Origin of the sequence: Psychrobacillus sp. NPDC096623 (genome assembly GCF_044762655.1) — a bacterium.
GTDB lineage: Bacteria > Bacillota > Bacilli > Bacillales_A > Planococcaceae > Psychrobacillus.
The window spans coordinates 901,421-920,500 of the sequence record NZ_JBIWER010000002.1 but is presented as its reverse complement, the minus strand read 5'-3'; the positions used below and the strand labels follow the sequence as shown (position 1 = coordinate 920,500).

24 protein-coding genes are annotated in these 19,080 nt (G+C 32.0%); 23 read left to right on the top strand and 1 reads right to left on the bottom strand.

Going from position 1 to position 19,080, the window contains the following annotated elements; translation table 11 throughout:
* Positions 1–30 precede the first annotated feature (30 nt).
* From ACIQX2_RS09340 to ACIQX2_RS09230, 23 genes are all read left to right on the top strand, one after another.
* Positions 31–597 carry a P-loop nucleotide/nucleoside kinase family protein gene (locus ACIQX2_RS09340; protein WP_402848999.1) on the top strand — a complete coding sequence of 189 codons (567 nt, stop codon included), beginning with the start codon at positions 31–33 and terminating at the stop codon, positions 595–597.
* A gap of 181 nt (positions 598–778) precedes the next feature.
* Positions 779–1,015: a hypothetical protein gene (locus ACIQX2_RS09335; RefSeq protein WP_402848996.1), complete on the top strand. Its 237-nt coding sequence runs from the start codon at positions 779–781 to the stop codon at positions 1,013–1,015.
* 257 nt (positions 1,016–1,272) lie between these two features.
* The gene (locus tag ACIQX2_RS09330; RefSeq protein WP_402848993.1) at positions 1,273–1,794 is read left to right on the top strand and encodes a hypothetical protein; all 522 of its coding nucleotides are present in this window, start codon (positions 1,273–1,275) and stop codon (positions 1,792–1,794) included.
* A 313-nt stretch (positions 1,795–2,107) separates the two neighbouring features.
* Positions 2,108–2,341 (top strand): DUF3953 domain-containing protein, encoded by a 234-nt coding sequence (locus tag ACIQX2_RS09325; RefSeq protein ID WP_402848991.1) that lies wholly within the window; start codon positions 2,108–2,110, stop codon positions 2,339–2,341.
* 125 nt (positions 2,342–2,466) lie between these two features.
* Positions 2,467–2,607, top strand: a complete 141-nt coding sequence (locus ACIQX2_RS09320; protein ID WP_402848989.1) for a hypothetical protein — start codon at positions 2,467–2,469, stop codon at positions 2,605–2,607.
* A gap of 220 nt (positions 2,608–2,827) precedes the next feature.
* Positions 2,828–3,283 carry a hypothetical protein gene (locus tag ACIQX2_RS09315; protein ID WP_402848986.1) on the top strand — a complete coding sequence of 152 codons (456 nt, stop codon included), beginning with the start codon at positions 2,828–2,830 and terminating at the stop codon, positions 3,281–3,283.
* Positions 3,284–3,399: 116 nt separating this feature from the next.
* Positions 3,400–3,945, top strand: a complete 546-nt coding sequence (locus tag ACIQX2_RS09310) for a GNAT family N-acetyltransferase (RefSeq protein WP_402848983.1) — start codon at positions 3,400–3,402, stop codon at positions 3,943–3,945.
* 214 nt (positions 3,946–4,159) lie between these two features.
* On the top strand, positions 4,160–4,984 hold the full coding sequence (locus ACIQX2_RS09305) for an MBL fold metallo-hydrolase (RefSeq protein WP_402848981.1): 825 nt from the start codon (positions 4,160–4,162) through the stop codon (positions 4,982–4,984).
* Between the two features lie 91 nt (positions 4,985–5,075).
* On the top strand, positions 5,076–5,681 hold the full coding sequence (locus ACIQX2_RS09300) for a hypothetical protein (protein WP_402848978.1): 606 nt from the start codon (positions 5,076–5,078) through the stop codon (positions 5,679–5,681).
* Positions 5,682–5,828: 147 nt separating this feature from the next.
* Positions 5,829–6,482, top strand: a complete 654-nt coding sequence (locus ACIQX2_RS09295; protein WP_402848975.1) for a hypothetical protein — start codon at positions 5,829–5,831, stop codon at positions 6,480–6,482.
* A 308-nt stretch (positions 6,483–6,790) separates the two neighbouring features.
* A complete protein-coding gene (locus ACIQX2_RS09290; RefSeq protein ID WP_402848972.1) occupies positions 6,791–7,306 on the top strand; it encodes an RNA polymerase sigma factor in 516 nt (171 codons plus the stop codon).
* Positions 7,293–8,306 carry an anti sigma factor C-terminal domain-containing protein gene (locus tag ACIQX2_RS09285; RefSeq protein WP_402848969.1) on the top strand — a complete coding sequence of 338 codons (1,014 nt, stop codon included), beginning with the start codon at positions 7,293–7,295 and terminating at the stop codon, positions 8,304–8,306. Before ACIQX2_RS09290 ends, ACIQX2_RS09285 begins: the two co-directional genes overlap by 14 nt.
* An 84-nt stretch (positions 8,307–8,390) precedes the next feature.
* Positions 8,391–9,167: a hypothetical protein gene (locus ACIQX2_RS09280; RefSeq protein ID WP_402848966.1), complete on the top strand. Its 777-nt coding sequence runs from the start codon at positions 8,391–8,393 to the stop codon at positions 9,165–9,167.
* A 162-nt stretch (positions 9,168–9,329) separates the two neighbouring features.
* Positions 9,330–9,668, top strand: coding sequence for a hypothetical protein (locus tag ACIQX2_RS09275; protein WP_402848963.1), 339 nt, complete (start codon positions 9,330–9,332; stop codon positions 9,666–9,668).
* Between the two features lie 233 nt (positions 9,669–9,901).
* The gene (locus ACIQX2_RS09270; RefSeq protein WP_402848962.1) at positions 9,902–10,210 is read left to right on the top strand and encodes a hypothetical protein; all 309 of its coding nucleotides are present in this window, start codon (positions 9,902–9,904) and stop codon (positions 10,208–10,210) included.
* A gap of 237 nt (positions 10,211–10,447) precedes the next feature.
* Positions 10,448–10,945, top strand: a complete 498-nt coding sequence (locus ACIQX2_RS09265) for a hypothetical protein (RefSeq protein ID WP_402849194.1) — start codon at positions 10,448–10,450, stop codon at positions 10,943–10,945.
* Positions 10,946–11,060: 115 nt separating this feature from the next.
* A complete protein-coding gene (locus tag ACIQX2_RS09260) occupies positions 11,061–11,390 on the top strand; it encodes a hypothetical protein (RefSeq protein WP_402848959.1) in 330 nt (109 codons plus the stop codon).
* Between the two features lie 151 nt (positions 11,391–11,541).
* Positions 11,542–12,300, top strand: coding sequence for a class I SAM-dependent methyltransferase (locus tag ACIQX2_RS09255; RefSeq protein WP_402848956.1), 759 nt, complete (start codon positions 11,542–11,544; stop codon positions 12,298–12,300).
* A gap of 800 nt (positions 12,301–13,100) precedes the next feature.
* On the top strand, positions 13,101–13,556 hold the full coding sequence (locus tag ACIQX2_RS09250) for a GNAT family N-acetyltransferase (protein ID WP_402848954.1): 456 nt from the start codon (positions 13,101–13,103) through the stop codon (positions 13,554–13,556).
* Between the two features lie 402 nt (positions 13,557–13,958).
* The gene (locus tag ACIQX2_RS09245) at positions 13,959–14,708 is read left to right on the top strand and encodes a glucose 1-dehydrogenase (RefSeq protein WP_402848951.1); all 750 of its coding nucleotides are present in this window, start codon (positions 13,959–13,961) and stop codon (positions 14,706–14,708) included.
* Positions 14,709–15,009: 301 nt separating this feature from the next.
* Positions 15,010–15,486, top strand: a complete 477-nt coding sequence (locus ACIQX2_RS09240) for a GyrI-like domain-containing protein (RefSeq protein ID WP_402848949.1) — start codon at positions 15,010–15,012, stop codon at positions 15,484–15,486.
* A gap of 281 nt (positions 15,487–15,767) precedes the next feature.
* Entirely contained in the window at positions 15,768–16,277 is a 510-nt protein-coding gene (locus ACIQX2_RS09235) for a GNAT family N-acetyltransferase (protein ID WP_402848946.1), read from the top strand.
* 158 nt (positions 16,278–16,435) lie between these two features.
* Entirely contained in the window at positions 16,436–17,170 is a 735-nt protein-coding gene (locus ACIQX2_RS09230) for a class I SAM-dependent methyltransferase (protein WP_402848944.1), read from the top strand.
* A gap of 362 nt (positions 17,171–17,532) precedes the next feature.
* Here the strand turns inward: ACIQX2_RS09230 and ACIQX2_RS09225 are convergent, their stop codons facing one another.
* Positions 17,533–18,345, bottom strand: a complete 813-nt coding sequence (locus ACIQX2_RS09225; protein WP_402848942.1) for an STAS domain-containing protein — start codon at positions 18,343–18,345, stop codon at positions 17,533–17,535.
* Positions 18,346–19,080: the final 735 nt, after the last annotated feature.

Genomic DNA, 19,080 nt, shown 5'->3' with positions numbered 1-19,080 from the left:
ATAAACAAATAAATTAGATTGGAGTAATAAATGATTATTTTAATAAGTGCTGTAAGTGGTACTGGAAAAACATTGATGGCTCAAAAGTTACTAGAAAAATATCATATTTCTTATCTCTCTATAGACCATTTAAAAATGGGCTTGTACAGAGGGGATAAGAATTGTGGATTTACACCACTAGATAGTACCGAATTCATTGGAGATAAGCTCTGGCCAATATTAAAAGGGATTATTATGACAAATATCGAGAATGAACAACATATCATTATTGAAGGATGCTATATATCGCCTCACTATATGAAGGGCTTTGACATCAATTATTCAGAAAAAATCATTCCAGTATTCTTAGGTTTTTCGACGAATTATATTCAAGAAAACTTCGAAACAAAAATAGTGAAACATAGGAATGCTGTTGAACTCCGTAATTGGCCCGAAGAAAGAACGGTAAAAGAACTAATCAAGGAACATAAAGAATTTAAAACAGAATGTTTACAAGTAGGTGTTAGGTATTTTGAAATCGAAAACGACTATGACAAAGAAATATTGAATGTTTATGACTATATAGAGGATGAAAAACGGAGAATTGAACCTTTATAAATTGGGATTCTCAATTATAGTTCTTGAAGGAACGGGTGCTTTAGTTTAAGGGAAGATTTTTTGACTAAGGAAGCTATTTACTTCAATAAGAAAGACACATTTAATAAAAATTTACATCCATATTTGTTGGAGTATATGGAATTTTTTTCTGCTAAACTATTGATAGATTGGTGGTGATATTTTGAAACATGTTTACGCTAACCTATTAGGTGTTTGGGTTAATCTATCTAAAGACGATAAGTGTGTGATGGGACCAAATATGACTTCCCCTACATTGTGGTGGGAAGAAAACGCTGAAATATGGAGTCCCAGTAAAAGAGAAGAACACACGATGTATCAACTTGATTACATCCAGATTCATTACAAAGGTAAAGATTATAGAATTAACCCGATTTTCATCCAAATCGTAGAAGGTTAAATGCAAACCTATAGTTTTCTTTCTTTTTTGTTCTTCAATTAGGTTGTTTACACTTTTTCAACTAACGGGTGCTTTAGCTAATCATGGTCATCATTTCGATGATCTATTTTTATAACCAAAACATCGAGTAGAACTCAGAATGCATTGTGAAATGGTACACTTAAACTAACGAAGCAGGTTAGTTGAAGAAGAAGGTTATTTTCCGATTGTGTTGAATAAGTTAATATATGTAAATCCTTAAGCAAAGGGGGAGAATTATGAAAGTAATTTATATTTGTTTATTTACTGTACTCGGACTATTAATTTTATCAGGATGTACCAATCAAAAAGTGGTTAATGAACCTAAGCAATCAGTAAAGACTGAGGAAGAAGTGGAAAGTGACCATGTAGATGTTAGCGAAAACGAAACCTATTCTGTTCCATTTAAGATAAGTGAAATTAATAGTAAATTTGCTAACTTGAATGATAGTGCTTCAGATACGCCTCTTACTGGAGTAAGGTATGAAGTATCGTTGTTGTCTGAAAAAGAACTCTCGAATGAGGAAAGAATGTCTCTTAACTTTGAGGTTGTAACTGATTCTTCTATATTGAAGGAATCATTGGGACCAATACAACCCATGATTTTAAAGGACACGACTGATGGTTTCATATATTTCCTTGTCTTTGAAACAATGTATAGAGATTACACCAAGGATGAACTTGAAAAGCTAAATAAGGAACGTAACTTTCAGATATTTCTTAATTATGAAGGTGTAATTAAAAAAGTTGAATCCTTATAGAAAATATTAAATTCTTTTTCAACTAACGGGTGCTTTAGTTTAACAAGACCGTCATTTAGATGGTCTATTTTTTTATCCAAAACTTCAAGTAGATCTTAGACATCCATTGTGAAATGTTACACTTAAACTAACGCGGCAGGTTAGTTCAATAAGCAAAATAAATTTTTGATAATTTAAATGGAAAATTTATTTAAATTTGGAACCTCTATTCGTATCAAACGTATTAAAGAAAGCAGCAGTTTAGTTGAATAAGGATTTCTACCAAGATGCACAGGCTTTAATATAAGAGCGAAAAAATTTAAGGGGGGCATTGGTGAAAATAATTAGAATTTTATTAGGAATAATTGTTATTGCATTCGCTAGTTATGGTTTAATAAGTAGAAAATTTGAGTTAATGCCGTTTATGATGTTCTTCTTAGGGGCGTTTATGTTGGTAACGGGGTTAGTCGAACTTCAAAGAGACAGAAAAAGATTTGAAGGGTATATGTTCATTATAGTTTCTTTATTTATATTCTTTGTTTCCATACAGGGTTTCTTATTAAACTAACGCGTGCTTTAGTGGAAGAGTGTTGTTTAACTTGCGTTTAACAATTGGTCCATAATGTAAATTACGTTTAATTGACTGATAATTTTAAATGTTGTGTTAAAATAGTTGAAAAAGGGGTGAACCTTGTGGATAAAAAGAAAAAAATATTTATATTAGCTTTCGTAATGGGTGTTATTTCAACAGCCTTTGCATTACCATTGCTGAGTGCGTTGGGCGTTCCTTCGTTTGATGTGGTATTAACTGCCCTATTTGGAGGAAGGAAATAGCTGGGCTTTAGTCTTTTCTCTAATGTTAATCCTTCTAATCACTTTTGGTGCTGGGAAAGCTATAAAAAGCTAATACAGCAAAATTTTCCTGTTCTTATTCAACTAACGGGTGCTTTACTTCAAGAAGGGGTAAAGCCTTTTTCTTATTGAACTAACGGGGCAGTTTAGTTCAATAAGAAAAGATAGAGAATAAGATAAATAAGAATGTGAAGGTGATATTATGGACCAAATAAAGGTTGGTTCCTGGGATATTGAAATAGATGTTAATCGAACAAAAGAATTTTATAAGAATTATCATTTAATTACTGAAGGGTGTAGCTGTGATTTTTGTGCAAATTATGTTTTAGCTTGTGATATATTCTCCCAAGACATTATGAACATTTTTAATTTACTTGGTATAGACCCTCGTAAAGAAGGTGAGGTCTCTGAATATATGGAAAATGAAGATGGTACACATTTGTATGGAGGCTTTTATCATGTTGTTGGTAGGATAATTAAAGGTCCAAATTTATGGGTTCCCACAAAGAAAGGCAGTGAAGTTTCTTCACCAACTTTTATTAATTATAAAGGTATTGAGATTGGCTTTAGTAATGATTTAGTATTAGTACCAGAAGATTTTCCAACTCCAGTAATTCAATTTGAGTTTCAAATGAATGTCCCTTGGTTATTAAACTAACGGGTGCTTTAGTGAAACAAGTGGCTGCCGGTAAGGGTTGCTTTTTCTTATTGAACTAACGCAGCAGTTTAGTTAACAAGGATTAAAATACGACGATAAATCGAGGGGTAGATTTTATGGGATTTCCTGAGCTGGAAACGAATAGACTGAATTTAGTTCAAGTAAAAGAAGAACATACACAAAGCTATTTCGAAATTATGTCAAAAGATGAAGTGACTAAGTATTACGGAATGGATAGCTTGAAAAGTATTGAGGATGCTTCAAAAATAGTTGAGTCCTTTCAAAGTGCATATGAGAGTAAACGAGGTATAAGATGGGGCATTGTAATAAAAGACTCAGGTGATTTTGTTGGTACATTAGGATTAAACAACCTTAGCACTTGGAGTAAAAAAGCTGAGATTGGATATGAATTACACCCTTCACATTGGAGTAAAGGAATTACCTCCGAAGCAGTAAAAGAAGTATTAAGATACTCGTTTGAATATTTGGAGTTGTTTAGGATTGGTGCAGTGACTTATCCGCAAAATGAGCCATCTATACATTTATTAAATAGTTTAGGTTTTACTAAGGAAGGTTTGTTGAGGGGATACCTCTATCAAAATAATCAATCTCACGATGCCTTAATTTTTTCATTGTTAAGAACAGAATGGACAAAAATATAATTAAGCTAAAGTTTGCTTTAGTTTAACAAGTGGCTGCCTGTAAGGGTAGCTTTTCTTATTGAACTAACGGCGCAGTTTAGTTGAATAACGAAGAATGTGAATGAATTATCATTCAAAAGGCTTAGAGTGACCCATGTTTTATAATGATACAATTAATTACAATTGATTTCAGATAACACAGACTAAAATGAATTTTTCGGGAAGAGGGATTGTTTTGAATTATTATATTTGTAAGACATGCGGAGTTCAGTATGAAAATTCTATTGAGAAACCAAAGAAATGTAAGATTTGTGGTGAAGAAAGACAATATATAAGTGTTAAAGGGCAAACTTGGACAACATTAGAAACTATGATTAAAGATGGTACATATAAAAATACTATTAGTTTCGAAGAAGAGGGACTATATAGCATAAAAACTAGTCCAAGTTTTGGAATTGGGCAAACAGCCTATTTTATACAAAATAAGAACTTTAATTTGTTGTGGGATTGTATTTCATATATTGATGAAATTACGATTAAAGAAATAGAAGACTTAGGTGGAATAGATGCAATAGCTTTATCTCATCCCCATTATTACTCAAGTCAAGTAGAATGGGCGGAAGCTTTTAATGCTCCGATTTATATTCATGAAGATGATAAAGAATGGGTGACGAGACCAAGTGAACGAATAGTTTTTTGGACTGGTGAGTCACTTGAATTAGAAGAAGGTATCATCATACAGAGAGTTGGCGGTCATTATAAGGGTGGTACAATTTTAGAATGGAAAAATGGAAGCAATCAGAACGGAATCTTATTGACTGGAGATATCATTAGGGTCGTTGCTGACCGTCAATGGGTAAGTTTTATGTATAGTTATGCGAATTTTATTCCACTTCCAAGAGTTACGATTGAAAGGATTACAAACAGGGTAAAAGAATTGAAGTTTGATCGATTATATGATGCGTTTAATCGTGTCATTAAAGAAGAGGCTAAGCAAAGTGTACAAAGATCTGCAACCCGTTATATTGAAGCAATAAATGGAACCTTGTTTAGTACATAATGCAACTAAAGCGAGGCGGTTTAGAAAGAGAAGGAATTCCTTATTGTATCGAAAAGATAATTAAACAGACTTTAATTAAGAGGTGAATTTAATGCTTTTTCATTATCATTTTTGGACTCCTTATGTTGAAGAAACAGAAAAATTTTATGAGGATAATGGCTTTCGTATATTTCAAAGAGTAGGAAAATATGATGGGGATTTTCAAACGTTTAATCCACCGTTAACGTGGAATGACTTTCGAGAGAAAAAAATTCTTTTTCGAATTGTAGAGGTAAGAAAAGGGAATATAAATATTACTTTCGGTTACGGCAAGAAAATTATGTTTGATCATATTGGCTTTTTGGTATCAGAAAAAGAACAAAATAAGATATGTGAAAACGCAGAAAAAATGAATTGGGAAGTTAATAGAGGAGAAAGAAGAACCTTTATCACCACACCTTATAGATTTAGGATAGAACTCCAAACAAACACAGACGTTATAGACCCTATGACTGATAACATAAAAATAAAAGAATTAAAGTTGGAAACTAAAAAGAAAGGATTAGATAATGACCTTTCCATTCTGTTTAATAAAACGGCTAATAATATAATTTCAGAAGTTGGTGATGAGGTTACTATTAAAGAAGCTGTAATAAATGGATTATTATCATCGAACATTGTTGACCCCAATGGAGTTAGAATTATTAACAGTATTTAGATATTCTTATTAAACTAACGGGTGCTCTACTTCAAGAAGGAGTAAAGCCTTTTTTCTTATTGAACTAACGCGGCAGTTTAGTTCAATAAGTATTATTATGTGAAGCGTGGAGAAACTACCCTACACAATAGATTGTAGGTGAGCAAAATGAAAACTATATCAACTTGTTTTTTTATCTTGATACTGGTGGGTTCTATCTCAGCTTTCGCCAAATTCCCTATACAAGCAACGATAGGGAATTTTTTTCCCTTAAGTTATGCTAAAGAAAAAATAGAGAACGGGAAGTATGAAGTAGATTCGTTTTTCTCGTTACCAGAGAAAGAATTAACGCTTTTAGAAGCATATAATTTATTATTAGAACAAGGTAAACAATTTGATAAAGAAACAATTCTTGTATTTATGAACAGTGTTGATGATGAAATTGTAAGTGGTCAAAATGGAAAAAAAGGAGATTGGCAAGGAGTTTTCTCTTTGCCATCAGTTAAACGTCAGATGATAGTTGGTATTGAAAAAGGCAAACTAAAAAGTTACATAATAAGTGACAGTTCTGAAGAACTAACTATTCCACAATCAGAAGTTAAAATAGATAGTAGCCAAATTATTAAAATCGCTGTTGAGAAATTTAATTTACAACCCAGCCCAACAGAAGACCCTTTCTCACACGGATATCATTTTAGATTAGTGAGAGATGAGAAACACATTTTTCTTGGAGTCGATGGAAAAATAAATGGTCAAAGTGCTGAGGTCTTTTTTAATCCAAAAAACGGTGAATATTTAGGAAGTACAAAAGAAAATAAATAACTTCTTCCTCAACTACGGGTGCTTTACTTCAAGAAGGAGTAAAGCCTTTTATCTTATTGAACTAAAGAAGCAGTTTAGTTGAATAAAGGGGGATGACAATAATAAATATTTTTTTCATTAACTGGGCAATCCTCCAGAAATATAGAATTAAGTTTGTAATACCAGTTAAACAGCGAATTATCATATTCTAGTATGATTCTATTAATAGGACATACTTTTTATTTTGAAAATCTTTAAGTAAAATTTCATATTTAAATGTTAACTTTTTTCAATGTTAAAGGTCTTATAAATGAAAAGGAGGGGAGTAATTGAGTCGGCATGATGAACTGTACATAGTTTTACAAGAAAAAACAGTAAATATTTTTAAATATTTAATTAAAAATGGTGCAACCCCTCAAGATGCTGAAGATATTATCCAAGAATCCATCTATAAATTTATTTTATATATTGATTCCATTGACCCAAACAAAGCGTATAGTTGGTTATTTCGTGTAGCAATTAACCATTATTATGATTTGTGTCGCAGACAGAAAAGGGAGGTGTATATATCTTTTGGTAACTTTGAGCTGGTAGATGATTCACTTTTACCAGAAGATTATGTTCAACAAATTGAAGTGAATAAAGAAATTCAAGACATACTGAATCAACTCCCCCCCTTACATAAGCAACTAATCTTGTTGAAATATGTACTTGGATTAAGCTACCAAGAGATTTCTGAAATGTTGGACTTAAATCTAGGAACATTGAAAACTTATTTATTTCGTGCAAGAAAATCCTTTAAAGACATGTATCGAAAGGAGAAGGACAAACATGACGGAAAATAAAATAGAACAGGAATTAAATGATTTATTTGATGGGAAGTCAACAAGTGTTATTTCAAAGGTTGTAAAAAAAGCAAAGAGAAAAACCATTCTTCGAAATATAGGTATCTCTTTATTTGTCATCGTATTTCTGATAATTACTTTAAGTTTTTCTTGGTTTATTATCATAAGAGGAAGCCAAGAAAAGGCGATGCGGGATATCGAATTATTTAGCAGAATCACTAATCCCAATATTGTGCTATTAGGAAGCCAAAACGAATCAAATGGTGTATTTGAAGGTATTTTAACGTTTAATCGTTATAAAGAGATTGAAGGGATTCCAGTAGATTGGAGTAATCAAGTTGTTATGTATAGTCTATTTGGTGGGATAAGTCGTTTTACAGGAAATCATTCCCCGATACAGTTAGAAGACAAAGAGGATGGACTAGTAAGGTATTATGATCGTGAGACAAAGCAAAGAATGTTGAGTTTTTATCATCCAGAGGTATTGTACAAACAAATTCGTAATGACCTAAATACCTTAAATAATTTTACAGATGATACTTTGGTCGAATTAGGGGTTTCATTTAACCAAAAATATACACTGAAAGAAGTTCGTGAATTAATTCCAGAGAATATTACACTTAAATGGTACTGGGTAGATACTTATTCAGAAGAAGACACTGAATCATTAAACACAAACATAAACGAGTATAATTCCAATTCGACTGAATTGGCTACTAAAATTTACGGGTTTAGTGAAAACTCTATCGATTCATCTATGAGTGAGACGTATTTTATTGATGCTTTACAAATGGGCTTAAATTATAAAGATGGAAAATACTTTGGGGAATTTAATCGTATATATAACAATCTAAAAGGAGTTTCTGCGAAACTAGCTGCTGAAAATATCGAGATAATAGGTGTAGTTGTAACGGGTACAGCAGCAGAGTTAAAAAGACTAGAAGATTTAGAAATGATTCGGGCATCTGAATTTGGTGTAACGGTGAATCCAAATAAGTAGTAACAAGTTAAAGAAAAATTCAATTCTAAAAAGATATGAAAAATCTTGAAAATATTAAAGATTAACAATAAAGGAGGAATAGTTATGTTACATTTTATGAAAATGGAAATTTCTAAGTTAAAATATCCCCACCTTATTACTTTACTTACAGCTCTATTGTTTAGTGGAGGGATCGTTATTATTCGCCAATATGGTTATTTCTATAATTACAATATTGAAGTTTGGGAACAATCAGGTGAGCTAATTGCACTCTTTTTTCCTTTTTTTGCTGTAGTTCCTGCATGTTGGTTAATATTCTGTGATCGAAAAAAAGGTAATGGTTCTTCCAATAATGCCGGGGAATCAAAGAGAAAGTACATGATTGCCAAGTGGTTAGTTTCATCAATCAGTGGTGCTATCATCACTTTTGTTTTATCTTTTATAGGGTTAATTATTGCCTTATATTTTATCCCAGATGTAATACCACATGGTTCGGATTATGCCATAGAAAACTATGCTGGTTATTATTTTGTTAATCATCCGTTCTTATATGGACTTGTTCTTAGTTGTTGGAGGGCATTTATAGGTTTTGTTGTTGCTACATTTGGTTTTGTACTTTGGATATATTTAAAAAATATCTTTGTTGTGTTTACAGGTCCTTTTTGTTACATGATGTTAGAAAATATTATTCTAGCTTATTCAGATGTTCCTTATTTTAGGTTGATTACTTCGTTTGTTCCAAGTATCCTATCTTCAAATGCAATTACTACCGGACGCTTACTAGTAGGACCTTTATTATTAATTCTATTAATTAGTGGACTCTTTTGCGTTAGGATTATAGTAAAAAGGTTTTTGATGAAGCAACGTGACAGTTTAATATAGATCATTCGTCCTTTGTGAAGAGGTAAGAAATAATAACTGTAGCCTGTTTTCTTATTGAACTAAAGCGGCAGTTTAGTTGAATAAGAAGATTTTTTTGTATGGTATCGAATAAGTTAATATATGTAAATTACAATAGAATGTTTTTTGGGGGAGTGAAGAAATATGCCAATGGAACAAGAAACAATGGGTATGCTAATAGGTGGATTTACAATCATAATGGGTATAGCGTTTATTGTTGTATTACTGTTAATGTTTTCAAAAAAACGAAAGCCATTTAGAATGGCTTATGGATTGGTTATTGGTTTTTTTATATTTTTTAGTTGGGCAATAAGCCAAGCATTAAATGCAATCAGTTTTGATGTTAACCATCCGATGGCATCTGAAGAAATTTCTCTACGCCTTGGAATTGCAGGAGTTTTATGGGCAGTTAGTATGTTATTTTTACTATTCGGCTTAATAAATTTCTCATCTACCAGGAAGAACACAGTAGAAACTCAATAAAGATTAAATTTTCAAGAAGGAATCGGTAATCTGATAAACCTTCTTGAACTAACAGGTACTTTAGCTAAGATCACGTATACATAAAATTTATAGCGGAAGTACTAGAATGAAAAAAATGCCTATGGATATTTGTTTTTATATTTTTTATAACTGGATGCCAATTAAATGAAAATTAAGATTTAAAGCCACCTCATCCGACTATAACAGTTGATAATCAAGAAATTTCTTTTGCAATGGGGACATATTCTTGGTCAAAAAATGGAGAAGTTGTTAATGCTGACTCGGCATCCCCAGCTGAACTTGTAGAAAAGGTGAAGATGAATGAAGTTCCAAGCGGGAAAACAATATCAATTAACTTTGATTACAAACCTTCTTCAATCGAAATTGGTAATTGGGAGAACAATGGCGTGGATCTTAAAAGATCTAATACCCATGAATTTAGATTACCGGAGCTTGAAGGCAAATTCATTTTTGTCATTCACGCAAGTTGGGATGAAGGTGATGGAATTTATGCTTTCCGAATTAAAACAATTAATAACTAATAGGACTCTCTTTGGGGTCCTTTTTCTTTTGTAGAGGAATAAGATTGTGAAAGTCTACACTTAAACTAACGGGTGCTTTAGTAAAAAATCATGGGGTTGCCATTGGTAACTGATTTTCTTCTTGAACTAACGGCGCAGGTTAGTTGAATAACGAGTACAATATTTTTAGACCTTGTTTTTAGCGTTAAATGATAAAAATACTTATTGAAAATTTAATAGGAGTTTGAGGTGAATAAGTTGTTTACAATAGAAAAATACATTAGCTCATTAAAAGAAAATCTTGAAAAGAACTCTGATAAGTTGATTCGAAATATAAGAGAAATACTTGGTTTTAATTATTACAATGAAATAGATTTATTAGATTTCTCGGTTTTTATTCAACCATTCGACCTTTCCATTATGATATTTTCTATGGACAGAGAAGCAAATGAAGTTTTTTACGAAGGAAGCGATAGTAGTATTTTTGCAGGTAGTCACGAATTACTTGAAGATATGCAATACTACGAACTTCCTACTGATAAGTCAGACGAGTTCTGGGAGTTTCATGAACAGAATGATGAGATAATATCCAAAGCTGAAGAACAAGCCATTGTGGAATGGTTTGTTGCGTGTTGGAATAAAGCAGATGGGGTAAGTATAAAATTACCTGCCTATTTCGGTTTCCACGATGACGATAAATCCTTTGACTTACATAAAAATAAATGGATTTCTGATGAGGAAAAATGGTCTGATTAAACTTCAAAAGATGGCAGACCCTCTTTCACTAACGGGTGCTTTACTTCAGTAAGAGAAGGTATAATACATTGTAAAAGAGAAACAAAATTGTAGAACATAGAAAGGTGGGATAGATATGAGAAAAAGGAAAATTATTTTTATTTTTTGTATTATCTTAGTATTAATTATTATTTCCCCACCAATTTTAGCTCCAATATTGCACAATGATAATACTCCAAGAAGTGCTATAAGAAACTATATACAAAATGCTGGGTATCCTTATCAAAGTTTTTTTGCTTTAGTAAGAGCCGTACCAAATAGCGGGAACGAATATTCTGTCTATTTTACCGATGCGAATAATCCAAAGGTGGATGATCCAGATGATGTAATAAGTTACCTATGCTATACGGAAAAAAATAACGAAGATACATTTAAAGTATCTTGTAATCCAATAGTATATTTCTAAAAATGATACTGTAAATCTTAACTAACGGGTGCTTTAGTTAACAAGGGGCTGCCTGTAAGGGTAGCTTTTTCTTATTGAACTAACGAAGCAGTTTAGTTGAAGAAGATATGTTTGAAAAGAAAAATTAATTGCAATGAGGATGGTGGGAAAAATGGATCACAATAAAATGTTAACTATTAATAAAGATGGTTGGGAAAAATCAGCAGAACGTTTTTTCGGACGGACAGCTCTTCCTGAGTATGGACCTTTTTCTTTAACGGAAGAGCAACTTAAATTGTTTGGCAGTATTTCTGGAAAGAAGGTCTTAGACATAGGATGTGGCAGCGGACATTCATTGCAATATATGAGTAACAATGGAGCTACTGAACTATGGGGAATCGATCTATCAAGTAAACAAATCAATACGGCATCAAAATTATTAGGCAATCAACACAATAATGTAAAGTTGTTTGAATCTCCAATGGAGGTAAATCCAGGGTTGCCAAGTAGTTATTTTGATATTGTTTATTCCATATACGCATTTGGATGGACAGTGGATCTTAACAGTACTTTAGCAAACATTAATAGTTATTTGAAACCAGGCGGAACTTTTATTTTTAGTTGGGAGCATCCATTTCATGATCGTATAAAATTCGAAAATGGATCTTTTATTGTTAAGAGGTCCTACCTTGAAGAAGGGCCAGAATTTAATGAAGCATGGCATAATGAAGTTATCATCTATCATAGGAAACTTAGTACATATATAAATTCATTAATCGATTCAAATTTTATTATAGAAAAGGTGATAGATGAAGTTGCGATACCGCATACACCTTCCGAAAATCCTTCAAGATGGTATTCAACACAAAAAGCAAGTCTAATTCCAGCAACTTTTATAATAAAGGCTTCTAAAAAAAATAAAGAGTGTTAATTCAATTATGGTTGGCACTCTTTTATTGAACTAAAGGGGCAGTTTAGTTGAATAAGCTAGACAAAATCAGAATCAACAAACCTAAGAGGTGAAATCACTTGAGAACAATAAAGATATGCGTATTATCTAATGCCCCAAAAATAGTAATCGTTATTCTCTGTATAGTGATAGCATTTTCAATTTGGATTTATAATAACCATAAGAAGAATGAAGTTGCTGTGTTTGAACATTCAATGGATTACATCATAACCAAATATAATGAAGATGAAAATTTTAGAAATGTAGGCGTTCGATATGATAATAATCGCGAAAACTATTATATTATCTTACAAAACGATACCAGTCATAAGATTTATTCTTTAGAAGTTAAATTAACGGATAATCTTTCTTTAGTCCATTTCGAAGACAATACTTTATATGATGCGTACCCAGATTAAGAGAATTAATTATTTTCCTTTACACACCCAATTTGTTTAGTGGCGAGAAAGCCATTGTGTCGGGATAATATATTCACTTAAACGTTCGTTTTTCCAAATACTTTTTATTCAACTAACGGGTGCTTTAGCAAAATATGGCCATCCTTTCAATGGTCTGTTTTTATTCCCAAAATTTCAAGTAGATCTCAGTTATGAATTGTGAAATGTTATACTTAAACTAAGGCGGAAGTTAGTTTAATAAGTTTTTTATAAGGAAATAAACATTGTATCCTTTAGTTAAAGTAGAATTCAGATTTTTGAAAAGGTTCATTGAATATATTGTTTGGAAAACCTAAAAATATAAGCAAAGGATGGTATAACAATTTGGAAATTAAATTAGATGACCTTACAGATAAAAGAACTATTGAACTTATTAGTACACACTTAGCTGGTATGGCTGAAAACTCCCCTCCAGAAAGTATACATGCCTTAAATGTTGAAGGACTCCAGCGAGATAATGTTACTTTTTATAGTGCCTGGGAAGACGAAGAAATTATGGGTTGTGGAGCTTTAAAAGAACTAACTAACAAACATGGAGAAGTAAAGTCCATGCGAACAGTAGAAAAGCATTTGAAAAAAGGTGTGGCTAGAGCCATATTACAGCATATTATTAATGAAGCTAAAATGCGTGGCTATACAAAATTAAGTCTTGAAACAGGCTCTATCGAGGCCTTCCAACCAGCTTACCGACTATATGAAAGCTTTAGGTTTTCATACTGCGAGCCTTTTGATAAATATTCTGATGACCCAAACAGTCTGTTTATGACATTGAATTTATAATTGACTATTTTTCCCATTAGGAATGTATAATCATTTTACACAGCTATATAAAATATAGATTAATTAATAGATAGAGGGTGTTTAGTTAATCAAGAAAATTGGAAGTAGTCGTTAGTGCAATAAAAAGGCTGATTGACAAGAATTAAGATATATTGTGAAGAGTTTCACTTAAACTAACGGGTGCTTTACTTCAGGATGGGGTAAAGCCTTTTTCAATCTAACTCATTCATTTGAAGGCTTATGATGATTTTCTAATTCGCTTTGAAGAAGCTTGGATTGTATTTTGGTATGGAGTATCGAAATAAAATTGTACGGGAACATAAGATAATATTGTTTATTCAAGAATAGGGCGCAATTCTGTAACTAGGATTAGCGCTTATTTAAAAAGGAAGTGTAATTATTATGGATTTTTCTAATAAAACAGTGATCATAACAGGGGCTGGAAATGGAATTGGGAGAGGAATTGCCCTACATTACGCAGAAAAAGGTGCCAATGTTATTTTAGCAGATATCGACGAAAAAGCAGGTAAAAAAACAGTTACAAGGATGAAAGAACAGGGTAAAGAAGTACTTTTCGTACAAACAGATGTAAGGCTCGAAATAGATATTGTTCGATTAATGGAATTAGCTAATCAAACATATGGCCGGATAGATATTTTAATCAATAATGCAGGAAAAGCGTTATTCAAGTCCCCTTATGATATTTCGCTAGAAGAATGGGAAGATGTGATAAACACAAACTTAAGAAGTGTTTTCTTGGGTTCACGTGAAGCAGCAAAGTATATGCGACATAATAAGGAAGGTGGATCAATTGTGAATATCTCCTCCACAAGGGCCATTATGTCTGAGCCAAATTCTGAATCTTATGCTGCCACAAAAGGTGGCATCGTAGCCATTACACATGCACTTGCAGCCTCATTTAGCGAAGATAGGATTACAGTCAATGCTATTTCCCCAGGTTGGATTGAAACAGGAGATTATTCAAAATTAAGTAAAATTGATCATGAACAGCATCTATCAAAGCGCGTAGGAAAACCAGATGATATTGCACGAGCCTGTCTTTATTTAACAGCCAAAGAAAATGATTTTGTTACAGGTATTAATCTTGTCATAGATGGTGGAATGACGAGGAAAATGATGTATGAGGAATAGGTGGTAAATACAGAAGTGTTATCAATAGAGCCTAATTTATCCAAGGTGATTTACTGAATCATCATGTTTCACAAATTTAATAGAAAAAAATGAATACTTTTGTAAAGAAGCTCCAATAGCTTTTCCTTTCTACCTAACTTGATTGTAATAAATCTTGTTCAACTAACGGGTGCTTTAGTTAAACAAGTGGCTACCTGTAAGGGTAGCTTTTTTTATTGAACTAACGGGGCAGGTTAGTGAAATTAGAAGGTATTTGAGATTTTTTTGTAGAAATAGTCTATTAATGAAAGGAGAATTCAAAATGTCAGAAACAACATTACAAAATAAGTCTATTAAAGAACTAGAAGAAATAAAGTTAGTTGGGTTTAGAGTTTTATGTCCTGGTGACCAATATTTAATTGAGATCGCTAAAGCGTCATTACAGTTAAGTGAACGTATGAATGAAATTAAGCATGTCGTTAATCCATTACTCCAATTTGGTGCATTTGTTGTAGAGAATGGTACTGATGATGAAGATGGGTATCGGGTTTGTGTTGAAGTTAAAGAGTACGAAGATATTCCTTCTGATATGGTGACTCTATCAGTTCCTCCTCAAAGATATGCTGTTTCAAGATATAAAGGCGTTAACTATAAAATAATGGATGCCTATAATGACTTACATTTGTGGATTGAAGAGAACAAATATAGAAGGCTCAAAGATAAATGGCATTTAGAAAAGTATTATAGTTGGAAAGACACTGAAAATGTAGATGTAGAATTATTAGATACTGTTGAATAATGGTTGCTGTGGCAGCGATTTTTTAATTTCTAATGAAATTTGTAATGATTGTACTTCAACTAACGGGTGCTTTAGTTAAACAAGTGGCTACCTGTAAGGGTAGCTTTTCTTATGTAACTAACGGGGCAGTTTAGTTTAATAAGGCATTTGAGTATCATGGTGAAAAGTCGTGTCTAAATGGTTTTCATATAGAATATTCTTCATTTAACGACGCAGGTTTTTTGGAGTAGTTTATTGAATAAAAAAAGGAGAAAAGATATTTTAAAGGAGGTAAAAAGAGCTTGGATTACGTTGAAGGTTATAAAATAAAGATTGCTACAAATGACGATAGTAGTGTAATTATTAAAATGTTAAAGCAGATAGCACAATGGATGAAGGACAATGAAATAAACCAATGGAAGTTTCTATTAGATGGTGGTGATGATGAAGAGATTGAACAAGCCATAACTAATAACGAAACATACATTGTTTTGAAAGATGAGGATATTGTGGCTACATTCACACTATTATCTAAACAAAGTGAATGGGATAGGGATATCTGGGGAAGTGATATTTCTTCAAAATCCCTCTATCTACATAGACTTGCAATTATTCCTACCTATATGAGGAAAGGTATAGGTAAAAGTATATTGACTTGGATACAAGACAATGTAAGTGATAAAGAATATCTTAAGTTAGATTGTGTTGCAGATAATACTAAATTAAATAACTTTTATATAAACAATAACTTTGAACTCGTTGGCTTAATCGATGGACATAGTAAATATCAAAAAAGTATAAAAAAGAATTAGAAATTCTTCAACTAACGGGTGCTTTAGTTAAACAAAAGGCTGTCTGTAAGGGTGGTTTTTTTCTTATTGAACTAACGCGGCAGTTTAGTTTAATAAGAAAAAGGGTTTGTTTAGTAATTTCTAGAATTAGAATCAATAGAATTTAGGGAGGGATTAAAATGAAACAAAATATCTATGATAATGACATCTTCTTTAAAAGTTATACTTCTTTAAGAGATAGTGGAATAACCTACAATGACTTTGTTGAACAACCTGCGATAAAATCCGCAATCTCAAGCCTTAATGGCAAGAACATATTGGATTTAGGTTGTGGAACTGGTGAATTTGCAAAGTACTGTGTAGAAAATGGTGCCACAAAGGTTGTAGGAATAGATATCTCAAAGAATATGATCGAACATGCTAACAAAGAAAACAAACACGAGAAAATAGATTATATTTGTACCTCAATAGAAGATTTGGAATTACAAAATCAGAAATTTGACTTAATCATAAGCTCTCTTGCTGTTCATTATATAGCTGATTACTCGGCTATAATTGAAAAAGTTACTAGCTTATTGAATAAAAACGGAGAATATATTTTTTCAACTGAACATCCAATTGTAACTGCACGAAAAGAGATGAACAATTGGATTGACGATAAAGAGGGAAATAGATTACATTGGGCATTGGATAATTACCAAGAAGAAGGAGAAAGAGAGCAACATTGGTATATAGATGGTGTTATTAAATATCATAGAACGATTTCAACATTAATTAATACGCTAATTAACAACGGTCTTGTATTAGAAAAAATTATTGAACCACAGTCAATTCCAACCGGATTAGAAAAAATGCCAAAATTGATTAATGAACAGAGAAGACCCTCTTTTATAGTTATAAAGGCAAAAAAATGAATTTTTTCTATTTAAGAGTGCTTTAGTTTTAAAGGTCATGGGTTGGTTGCTTAGGGAACTTTTTTTTCTTATTGAACCAACGGGGCAGGTTAGTTCAATAAGAGCTACAAAAAAAGAAATGAATCAAGACAAAGGAATATTTCCTGCGTGAAAACATCTATAGAATTGGCGAAAATATAGTCCACAACTTAATTAACTGTATAGTAAAGTTCTTTGTTGAACATAAAAACTAAATTCAGGTTAAATCAGAAGTAATATCAGTGAATAATAAAAGATGCCTCTAACACACTAATCAATAAAGGGGGTGAAAACGATCCAAGATACCCATAAAAAGTGTCTCTAAGTTAATAAAACCCTAAGTGTTATTCAAAACTTTCCAATGCTATTTTTAAGTTAGAATAAATTTTGCTGCCAGATAAATCTATTCCTTCATTAATAGCCAATTGAGCCAATTTGGGACTAATTCCAGTTGATATAATGTCCATTCCCATTAAACGAAGCATTTGTCCAATTTGGTTAAGATATTTGACGTTTTCTTTGTCTAATTTATAAACACCTGAAAAATCAACGATAACACAATTTACCCCTAAATCAGACATTTTAGGAAGTAGATTTTCTATCATATATTGTATCCGGTATGAGTCGATGTTTCCTACCAATGGCAGGACAATTATGCCGTCCTTAACAGGAACAATTGGGGTAGATACTTCTGCTAATTCAATCTGCGCCATCTTTTGATACTCGTTCACAAGAAATTCATAATTAGAAACAGTTTCATTAAGGCTTATATCTAACATATGATTTACCTGCTTTATAAGCTTACTTAGTTCTTTCAAGCTAAGATTATATTCCAATCCCAATTCAGTTAATATATCAGTAATAACATCCCTCGTTGGCAAATACCTAACTACTAGAGTAGAAAGATTCCCATCAAGTGAAACCATAGCTGCATTCTTTTTACTCCATACTAATAGTAATTCAGGTGTTTTTTTTTCTTCACTAATTATGTATTCACCTATAAAACTTACAAACTCAATATACATTGTAACAGCTTGATCTTGTTCCCATTTAGGAATATCCTGATTCAGAGAATTAAGAACACCGTTAACAATTTCAATAGCCAATGATTCTTTATTACTGAGAAGATGATTAGAAATGTTGTTAAGTGAGTTCATAATTCTTTCTCCCTTTTTATTTGCCTTCTTATCAATCATAAAAATATGAACTATTTATGTCAAGGTGAAGGTACTGATTAACATCAAAACTTCATAATACCCCCCCGTTGTACTTTTACGGGGCAGGTTAGTTGAAGAGTGTTGTTTAACTTGTGTTCAATAATCGGGCCATTATCTGGAATAACGTATTGTGTAAATGATGAGGATTTGAAATAATTGGTAATAAGTTAACGGGCAGGATCATTAATAAAGGTTTTTTAGAGAATTCAGAAGTGAAAGAGGGTTGTTATGGCAGTTGTATTAGTAAGTATTTGTGCGACATTAATTATTTTTATGACATTTAGGTTTAATAATTTCTATATCTCTATATTTTGGATACCAAAGATTTTGGCACTTTTTTTTATCTTCAACAAAAGGGCGCGATTGTCTAATAAGCGTCGCTGTTCTTCTTAAGCTAACGGGTGCTTTCCTACGATAAGCGAAGGGGATTTTTTATGTCGCATTTGATAAAAAATGTGACGCAATTAATACGGGGTTAAAATTAGTGTTCAAAAAAAGAAGGAACAATTACTCTGTTACTTTAGGGTTATATTTTATCTTTTATTTCTTCTCTTTAATTGGATTAAAGTTATTAATACACCTAAATTTATTACTATTAGTATAGGAAATCCGAAGTAAAGAACATAAAGTATCCAGTTCAATGCATCCTTTTCAGAAAGTAATTCCATTTTATTC